This window comes from Aquiflexum sp. (assembly GCF_041751335.1).
GTDB lineage: Bacteria > Bacteroidota > Bacteroidia > Cytophagales > Cyclobacteriaceae > Aquiflexum.
This window is the reverse complement of sequence record NZ_JBGSXS010000227.1, coordinates 43,658-52,746: the sequence shown is the minus strand read 5'-3', so window position 1 is coordinate 52,746 and position 9,089 is coordinate 43,658. Positions and strand designations below refer to the sequence as shown.

General features: G+C 38.6%; 9 protein-coding genes. 2 read left to right on the top strand and 7 right to left on the bottom strand.

All coding sequences use genetic code 11. The annotated features are described in order from the left end of the window. From ACEW8U_RS12240 to ACEW8U_RS12230, 3 genes are all read right to left on the bottom strand, one after another. Positions 1-1,036 (bottom strand): ABC transporter ATP-binding protein (locus ACEW8U_RS12240; protein WP_373522329.1); only part of this gene is annotated, 1,036 nt, incomplete at its 3' end. Positions 1,037-1,057: 21 nt separating this feature from the next. Next, positions 1,058-2,695 carry an ABC transporter permease gene (locus ACEW8U_RS12235; protein ID WP_373522328.1) on the bottom strand — a complete coding sequence of 546 codons (1,638 nt, stop codon included), beginning with the start codon at positions 2,693-2,695 and terminating at the stop codon, positions 1,058-1,060. 9 nt (positions 2,696-2,704) lie between these two features. Then, the gene (locus ACEW8U_RS12230) at positions 2,705-3,772 is read right to left on the bottom strand and encodes a Fe(3+) ABC transporter substrate-binding protein (protein ID WP_373522327.1); all 1,068 of its coding nucleotides are present in this window, start codon (positions 3,770-3,772) and stop codon (positions 2,705-2,707) included. A 104-nt stretch (positions 3,773-3,876) separates the two neighbouring features. On the opposite strand from ACEW8U_RS12230, the gene ACEW8U_RS12225 reads away from it, so the two are divergent. Together ACEW8U_RS12225 and ACEW8U_RS12220 are read left to right on the top strand one after the other, a co-directional pair. After that, positions 3,877-4,809 carry a hydrogen peroxide-inducible genes activator gene (locus ACEW8U_RS12225; RefSeq protein WP_373522326.1) on the top strand — a complete coding sequence of 311 codons (933 nt, stop codon included), beginning with the start codon at positions 3,877-3,879 and terminating at the stop codon, positions 4,807-4,809. Positions 4,810-5,093: 284 nt separating this feature from the next. Further along, entirely contained in the window at positions 5,094-5,705 is a 612-nt protein-coding gene (locus ACEW8U_RS12220) for a thiamine pyrophosphokinase (RefSeq protein WP_373522325.1), read from the top strand. Between the two features lie 8 nt (positions 5,706-5,713). Here the strand turns inward: ACEW8U_RS12220 and prmC are convergent, their stop codons facing one another. The 4 genes from prmC to ACEW8U_RS12200 all read right to left on the bottom strand — a co-directional run bounded on the left by prmC (position 5,714) and on the right by ACEW8U_RS12200 (position 9,077). Beyond that, positions 5,714-6,547 (bottom strand): peptide chain release factor N(5)-glutamine methyltransferase, encoded by an 834-nt coding sequence (gene prmC / locus ACEW8U_RS12215; protein WP_373522324.1) that lies wholly within the window; start codon positions 6,545-6,547, stop codon positions 5,714-5,716. 64 nt (positions 6,548-6,611) lie between these two features. Then, the gene (locus tag ACEW8U_RS12210; RefSeq protein ID WP_373522332.1) at positions 6,612-6,893 is read right to left on the bottom strand and encodes a magnesium citrate secondary transporter; all 282 of its coding nucleotides are present in this window, start codon (positions 6,891-6,893) and stop codon (positions 6,612-6,614) included. A 74-nt stretch (positions 6,894-6,967) separates the two neighbouring features. Next, positions 6,968-7,252 (bottom strand): hypothetical protein, encoded by a 285-nt coding sequence (locus tag ACEW8U_RS12205; protein ID WP_373522323.1) that lies wholly within the window; start codon positions 7,250-7,252, stop codon positions 6,968-6,970. 64 nt (positions 7,253-7,316) lie between these two features. Then, complete coding sequence (locus ACEW8U_RS12200) at positions 7,317-9,077, bottom strand: carbamoyltransferase (RefSeq protein WP_373522322.1); 1,761 nt, start codon at positions 9,075-9,077, stop codon at positions 7,317-7,319. Between the last annotated feature and the right edge of the window lie 12 nt (positions 9,078-9,089).

Here is a 9,089-nt window from a genome sequence, read left to right as displayed (position 1 = left end):
AAAAAGCCTCCTCCACCTCATATTTCCACAGGTAAAAGTTTGCCCTTTCCAATCCTTCAAAAGACCTGCCGGGATTGGTTCGAATGATTACACGCTTGCCTTCATCATCAGCCAACTTTACCATTTGATGGCTTCCGAAATAGGAAATCTTGACAATTTTGCCGGTCAGTTGCTGACCATCTCTTTGTACTACCTCACCATGTTCGGGACGGAATTGTAAGAGAACTTTGCCGGTAAATTTTTTTGCTTCAGGATCAGCAATAAAGCCAAAAGATGTGTAGTATCCTTCCTCCGTAGGCGTTGCCAAGATTTCATTTTGTTTACCAAAAAAATTTGCCACATATGGGTTGACAGGATTTTCATAGAGATTTTTTGGAAGATCAATCTGCTGTAAATATCCTTTGTGCAGGATTGCGATACGGTCAGCTGTAGATAAGGCATCTTTGGTGTCATGAGTGACAAAAATTGCCGTGATACCTGTTTTTTTGATAATCTGACGGATTTCTTCCCTTACCTGATCTTTGAGCATGGCGTCCAAATTACTGAAAGGTTCATCCATTAAAAGGATTTTGGGATTTGGAGCAATTGCTCTTGCCAAAGCGACACGCTGCTGTTGACCACCGGATAGTTGGTGTGGATATCTTGAAAAATCTTCTTTTAATCCAACTAATTTAAGTGTTTCTAAGGCGATCTGTTCTGGATTTCCTTTTGCTTTTTGGAGACCAAATTTTACATTTCCAAGGATAGTAAGGTGGGGGAAAAGCGCATAATCCTGAAACACCATCCCAACCTGTCTTTCGTGTGCAGGGACAGATTTTACACCTTCTACGATGGTCTGTCCCAAAAGTGAAATAGATCCTGAATCGGGATGTTCCAATCCGGCTATCAATCTTAGCAAGGTAGTCTTCCCGGACCCACTTTCTCCGACCAAGGCAAGAATCTCCCCCTCCTCTACATCAAAGGAAACGTCATTGACAGCAAACTCATCTGCCTGATTATATTTTTTATTGATGTGTTGGAGTGATAAAATCCTCATCCGGGTTTATAAAAGCTTTCTCTAAAGTTCTCTTTTTTTGATCAATCTGTTCAGGAAAATGATAGGAATGATTCCTGTAAGAATGATAATCAGTGCGGCATTGGCTGATTCAGCAATCATCTCGTTTGTCGCCATGTCAAAGGCCTTGGTGGCCAAAGTTTGGAAATTAAACGGACGAAGAATCAAAGTTAAGGGTAATTCTTTTAATACATCTACAAATACCAGCAATATGCCTGACACCAAACTTGTTTTGATCAATGGAAGGTCAATTTTCCACAATGTCCTTGTACTTCTTACACCAAGAAGCCGGCTTGCTTCATTGACATGGATACCTATTTTTTGAAAACCTGCTTCTACAGGATTGTAGCCTACCGCCATAAATCTTACGATATAGGCAAATACCAAGGCAAACAAAGTCCCCGAAAACAACAGCCCAGCAACTTGGGTGGTGAACAAGGTCCCGTAAACCCATTTATCCAAAGCTATAAATGGGATCATCACACCCACAGCAATGACTGCACCGGGAATAGCATAACCCAAGGTGGCAATTTTGGAAATATTTTTAACCCATTTAAATGGACTCAATCTCAATGCATACAATAACACAATGGAAAGAATAACAATAAAAATTCCACTCATTGCCGCCAACCCAAAACTTCTATAGATTAATAAAAAGAAGTCCTGATTCATCACCTTTGAATAAGTCATGCTGACCCATTGCAATAGCTGGAGAAATGGAAACAAAAAACTTAATGAGAATATAGAGGCACATATTCCTGAGTATAATACTTTTTTGCCCAAGGTTGGGTGAACACGGGCAGTAGGTTTTTGTAAGCCATTGACAGAGGAATATTGACGATTTCCCCGCTGTAGGGATTCTAGGTATAGAATCACAAAAACAAACACCATCAAGATTGCTGCTAAATAAATAGCTGTCGATGAATCTCCCATGGAAAACCATGCTCGGAAGATTCCGGTAGTGAATGTATTTACGCCAAAGTATTTGACAGTACCATAGTCGTTCAATACTTCCATAGAAGCTAATGCTATGCCGGCAACTATAGCTGGTCGGGCCATAGGTAAGGCGACTTTAAAGAAAGTTTTGAAACGATTTGCCCCCAACAGAAATGAAGCTTCCTGCAAAGTTTTGGATTGCTGTAAAAAAGATGACCTTGTGATTAAAAATACATAAGGAAAAAGCGTAATTGATAAAATAAAAATCGCACCGGGAAGGTTCATGATATCAATCAAGCTGCCTTTGACCTGTATATCAAAAGAATTTCTGAAAAAAACCTGTATGGGTCCTGTATATCCTAATAAGCCTACATATGTATATGCCATGATATAACCGGGAAACCCCAAAGGCAAAATCAACAGCCATTCAAAATATCGTCTTCCAGGGAATTCATAATTGGATACCAGCCAAGCAGTACTCACGCCAAGGAGGAAAGTCATTACTGCGACTCCCAAAAGCAAAAGGAAGGTATTTTGGAAATATCCTAAAAGCAAGTTATTGACAATATGGTACCAACTTCCACCAGGCCTATCAAAAAGTTTTATAAAAATTGTAAATAATGGAGTGGCTACCAGCAGCAGTATCAGCAGCGAGTAGCCAGTCCATTTATTCCACCAAAAGTAATTTCTTTTTAAAATATCCAAAACGGTTATTTATTTCCAACCCACTTTGTCAAATATGATGACAGCATCATTGTTGTTGTCCCCTAAGACTGACAGGTTAAGATCATCTGCTTTAAAGGAACCCCAGTTTTTTAATAAGTCTGAAAATTCAACTTTAGGGTTAACGGGATATTCAAAGTTAATATTTGCCAAAACTCCTTGTGCTTCCACGTTGGAAAGGAATTCGATCAGTTTGACAGCATTTGCTTTGTTCGGGGCGTATTTTGTCACTGCAGCACCCGATATATTGATATGTGTACCTCTATCAGATTGATTAGGGAAGAATATGGAAATTTTATCAGCTGCTTTTCTCTCCTCCTCATTGGCATCATTGAGCATGATACCGATATAATAGGTATTGACGATTGCAACATCACCTTCGCCTGAAGCTACTGCTTTCACCTGATCTCTGTCACTTCCTTTGGGGGATCTCGCCATATTTTCCAATAATCCTGTAGCCCATTTTTCGGCACCTTCTTTCCCATGATGAGCGATCATTGATGCTAAAAGAGATTGGTTATAGATGTTTTCTGAACTCCGGGTAAGTACCCTTCCCTTCCATTGTGGTTCAGTCAGCGCCTCATAGCTACTCAATTCTTCTGGATTTACCCTTTCTTTGCTGTAAGCGATGATCCTAGCACGGTAGGTCAAGCCAAACCAAAATCCTTCGGGGTCTCTGAATTTGGGAGGAATATTTAAACTCAGGGTTTCAGAACTGACGGATTGTAAGAGGTCTTTTTCTTCTGCCCTGTGGAGTCTACCTGCATCTACAGTGATGAGCACATCGGCTGGTGAATTGGCTCCTTCCAACTCCAATTTTTGTATCAGTTCATCCGCAGAAGCTGACACTACATTCACTTTGATTCCTGTTTTTTCACTGAACAGATCAAACAATTTTTGGTCTGCTTCATAATGTCTATGGGTATAGACATTGACCTCTTCCTGCTTTTCATTTCCTGTACCGCATGAAAACAAAATTGCCCCAAAAGAGGCGATTAGAGTCGATTTGATGATATTTTTCAACATATATTGGTTTGATAATGGGGCGAAATTAATCATTATTTAAATCAAATCTAAATAAAAAGAAAAAGATTTTTATATTTGTGGGCCTTGGGAGATCAAGTGATTTTTGGAAATTATAGGTGTCATTTTAAATTTAAAATATGACGATTCAACAGCTCGAATATATTATTGCAGTGGACAAACACAGGCATTTTGGCCATGCAGCTGAATCTTGTTTTGTCACCCAGCCAACCCTGAGTGCACAGATCAGTAAATTGGAAAAAGAGCTAGACATCATCCTTTTTGACCGTTCCAAAATGCCTGTCATCCCAACTGAAATCGGTGTTCAGGTAATTGGACAAGCCAAAAGGGTGGTTTCCGAAAGTAAAGGGATATATGAATTGTTGTCGCAGTTGAAAGGGGATGTCAGTGGGGTGATCAAATTGGGTATTATTCCCACACTTGCACCTTATATTTTACATCGCTTTATCAAAGGGTTTTTGGAAAAATATCCAAATGTAAAGCTTCAAGTGGAGGAAACTGTCACGGAGGAAATTCTCAGAAAGCTTAAAAATGATGAGCTGGATCTTGGGTTGGTAGTGACACCATTGGATGAACCCGGGATTGTAGAAAAACCTATGTTTTACGAAAAATTCTTTGCTTACTTATCCAAAGGGCATCAACTTCTCAAAAAAGAAAAGCTAACGGTTAAGGATCTGGAATCTGATGACATGTGGATGCTTCAACAGGGCCATTGCTTCCGCGATCAGGTATTGAATTTATGCAATCAGAACAAGTTTGAAAGGAATAATTTCCACTATGAAAGCGGTTCTTTGGAAGGTCTGAAAAACATGGTCAATCAATATACCGGTATCACGCTTCTTCCTGAATTGGCTACGTTCTCATTGAATGAGGAAGAAAAGCAACGTCTGAGGAAATTCAGTGATGAGGAACCTATAAGAGAAGTAAGTATTGTGTTGACCAGAAGTTTTTTGAAAAAGAGATTGGTGGAACTACTCTACAATGAAATCTGTGCTGCTATCCCACAGGCTATGACTTCCAAATCGCATGGGAAAGTAGTGAGGTTTAAGTGAAGAAGTTGGAATTTGGAAGTCCGAAGTTAAGAGAAGGCGAGTGAGAAATAAGATCCAAGAGTCAAGAACCAAGAATCAAGAAAGGTTTGACATTTAAGGTTGATATTTAAGTTGGAGCCTAAACCCTTGGCAGATTAAATTATAGACTTTAAGGGAGATACAACTAGTTGGATATTTTTGTAAATCCATTTCATCACAGAAATTTTGTAATTTTCCAATCTTAAAATCTTAAAATTTTTCAATTTAAAAATCTAAAATCTAAAATCCACCAATCTTCAATCCCCATGTCCTCCCACCATTTTGTCAAAGAACAGCAAGAACCTGCTTTAATTATTTTAAATACTGAAGTTATAGGCTTTGATGTGATTGCGCCTTTATTGGAATGGATACCGACGATTTTGGTAGCGCAAAAAGAAGTATTCACCGTGATTTCTTGGGGAATTAAAATCGACTTGATTATAGCCGAAATGGATTTTCAGCAGCAGCATTTTCATTTACTTGAAGAGCAGTATCCGGTCAAATTTCTGGGAGTTAAGGAGGGGGATTTCTTAGGTGAGGGCTTGCAATACCTCGTTGCTTCCAAGCATTCCGCAGTAAACATTATTGGTTTTGATCATCAAAAAGTAACTGAATTGGAGGCCAAACTTGAATTTTTGGATATTGTGGTTTGGGATGGGTCTACCCGGTATTTCCCTGTGAAAAATGGAGCGTTCAAAAAGTGGTTCCCGGCATGTGCTGTTCAATTACATGCCCCTGATGGGACTTTGATAGAAATGAAAACAAGTGATTCCTCAGAAATAGTTGAAATAAAATATGCAACTATGGTAGAGGTAGAGGAGGGTTTCACCATTTTTAAATCAAACAGCGTTTTTTGGATTGGTGAATTTGCCCAATGAAAAAACTATTATAAAACTGCACTTACTATTCTATCTCTGTTGTTCAGGTCTTTGTGGATCCTGATATTTTTAAAACCATTATCAGTCAAAAGTTCCAATGTAATAGATCCCAAAGCTTCATTGATTTCAAAATATAGTTTTCCATTGGCATTTAGCGCATTTTTTGCCTTTTGGACAATTACCCTGTAAAATAATAACGGATCATCATCTTGGACAAACAGGGCCAAGTGAGGTTCATATTTCAACACATTGTCATGCATCATTTCTTTTTCGGATATTCTCACATAAGGGGGATTGCTGACAATGATGTCCAAGTTATTAAAAGGTATTTCCTCATTTAATATATCACACTTTTGAAAAATAACTTTTGCTCCAAGAGAAGATGCATTCTGTGAAGCCATTGAAAGGGCTGAATCACTGATATCCAAACCAAAAACTTCGGCGTACTTTATCTCTAAAGCTAAAGTAATGGGAATACATCCCGAACCTGTCCCGATATCCAGAATCCGCATTCCGGATTTTTTGTTTTCCTTAATGATCAAATGTACAAGCTCCTCTGTTTCATTTCTCGGAATCAATACATTGGAATTGACCGATAATTCTCTTCCATAGAATGGTGCTTTTCCTGTGACATATTGAATCGGCTTTCCTTCAAGCAGTTCACTGAATGCATTTTCAAGTTCAAGTGGAAAAGCATCCAAAACAAAATTACTTGTAATATCTTTTCTACTTTTCCCCAAATACGATTCAAAAAGCCAAGTAATCAGAGATTCGGATTCCTGTCTGGAATACAATCCCTGAAGTTGTGAAGAATAAGATTGGAATAGTTCGGAAAGGGTCATGTTGAAATAAATAAATTCAAAGTTAAAAATTATGCCCTAGATAAATCAAAACTTCCATTTTCTGTTACCTGTTTATATTAATCAGTTTGTAAAATGCTATTGCTCCTAAACCATAACACAAAACATCTATTATATCTGCAGTGTAGGTAGAGGACCACCGGGGTAAGAAGAATTCAAACAAAAAGGAAAAATAGGCCCAACCGACTAATACCTGTATTTTACTAAAAACAAACTTTTCTTTGAGAGGATGTATCCACCTATATACCTGCAAAGTAATACCCAAGATTACAGGCATTGCCAATAAATCATCGAGATAGGCATGGACATAATTGATAAAAATCTTCATCACTTTTTCCAAAAATTGATTGAGCCAAAAAATCAGGCAGGGGATCAGAAAAAAGGGATTTTTTAAAACTGACATCATCCAGGCAATGCAGCGATAAGCGCAGCAAGAAATGTAATAATGGCCATGTAAATGGTGTAAAAGAAGTTTCCGGCCTTTTTGAGACCTTTCATGAGATCATTATCTGTATCTTTTATATGAAAAATCCATTGTTCTTTGTTGGCCTGAATATCTTTTTGACGGCTTTCATGGTATTCCAAATCACGGCCACCCAAGGATTTTCCGCAATGCTCGCAGATGTCTTTGATGTCGGTGGTCCACTTGGACCAATTTCCACAATGTGGACATTTTTTCTCTCCCATAGTACAAAAATAGGGAACAAAACCTAAAGAGGGGTTTAATCTATTTAAAACTTCCTTATATCATTCAGTGTTGACTGAATTCGACTGAGGGTTCTTCTTGTAAATCTTCACTGTTATTGATCGCAGTTTTCTTTTTTATAATAAAATTTCCAATGACAAGGGCATCAAGACCTGTTGAAAAAAAACAACGGATGGCATCTTTCGGTGATTCCACCACAGGTTCGCCCTGAATATTGAAACTGGTATTAAGAACTACAGGAACGCCTGTTTTATCTCCAAGTTTTTTGATAACATCATAATATCTCGGATGTAGTTCTTTTCTAACTGTCTGTAATCTTGCACTTCCATCTACATGGGTTACAGCAGGAATGATTCGTTGCTGATCTTTGAGTACGTTACAGACTTTTAACATAAATGGGGCTTCAACGTCTAGGTCAAAAAACTGATCTTTGGCTTCCACAATAGCCGATGGGGCAAAAGGACGGTATGCCTCTCTAAACTTGACTTCGGAATTTATTTTGTCCTTCATATCCGGGAAAGCTGGGTTGGCAAGGATACTCCTGCTACCCAAGGCCCTTGGGCCAATTTCCATTATTCCTTGAAACCAACCTATTATTTTTCCATTTTCTAGGAGAGAGGCCGCTTCTTCACAGATATCTTCGTGGTACAGGTAATGTAGCTTACAGGCTTTTAAGGTTTTTTCTATTTCCTCATTGGTATAACTGGTTCCGACATACGGATTGAGGTGGACAAAATTTCTCGGTTTTTTGGACATGCCGTTGTAGAGATAATAAGCCGCCCCAATAGCGGTTCCATTATCCCCTGCTGCAGGCATTACATATATATCTTTAAATTTACTCTCCCTGACAATCCTTCCGTTCATAACACTATTGAGTGAAACTCCACCGGAAATCACCAAATAATCGGTTTTGGTTTTTTGATAAAGAATTTCACAAATTTCGAGTACCCGGTCCTCTAATACGCTCTGGAAGGCAGCTGCCACATCCATGTGGTGTTTTTTGATTGGTTCTCCCGGTGACCGTGGTTCTCCGAAAATTTGGATAAATTTTGGTGATAGATGGGAATGCTTCCCATAGTTTAGGTTTTGATACCTGAAATAACTCAGGTCAATATGGATTCCCCCATTTTTATCAATCCTTACTATCTTCTCAACTTCTTTCTTAAAGACATTTGGATCACCCATAGGAGCTAAACCCATCGTCTTTCCCTCATCATAGTTTGTTATAAATCCACAGAAAGAGGTGACAGCTTCATAGAAAGACCCTAAAGAATTGGGGAAAAAGCTTTCTCCGAATGTTTGTATTTCATTGTCTTTCCCAAAACCCAACATCGCTGTGGCCCATTCCCCTGATCCATCTATCCCTAAAAGTGCAGCTTCCTTGTATGGAGATACAAAAAACGATCCCGGTGCATGGGCAAAATGATGGGGAATAAAATGGACTTGTGGACCATCTTTTTTTGATGTGTATGCATCATTGAACCATCTCCAAAAGGATTTTTGTTTTCTGTAAGCATGGACAAATTCATGACTGATAAAGTGTCTTAAGCTTTTTGGGTTACTGATGGCGTATCTTAGTTTTTTCCCTAAGTTATGAGTGGGTTTAATTGAAACGGCAATATGGTCAATATCTTTAATTGTTAAGTTGGCCATTTTCAGACATCGGTCGATTGCTTTTTCCGGGAATTTTTTGGTGTGCTTGTCTCTATTCAAACGCTCTTCTTCAATAGCGGCGACAAGTTGTCCGTCCACGACAATACATGCTGTTGAGTCATGGAAATAGTAATTTAGTCCTAAAATAACCATAATTAATTTTTT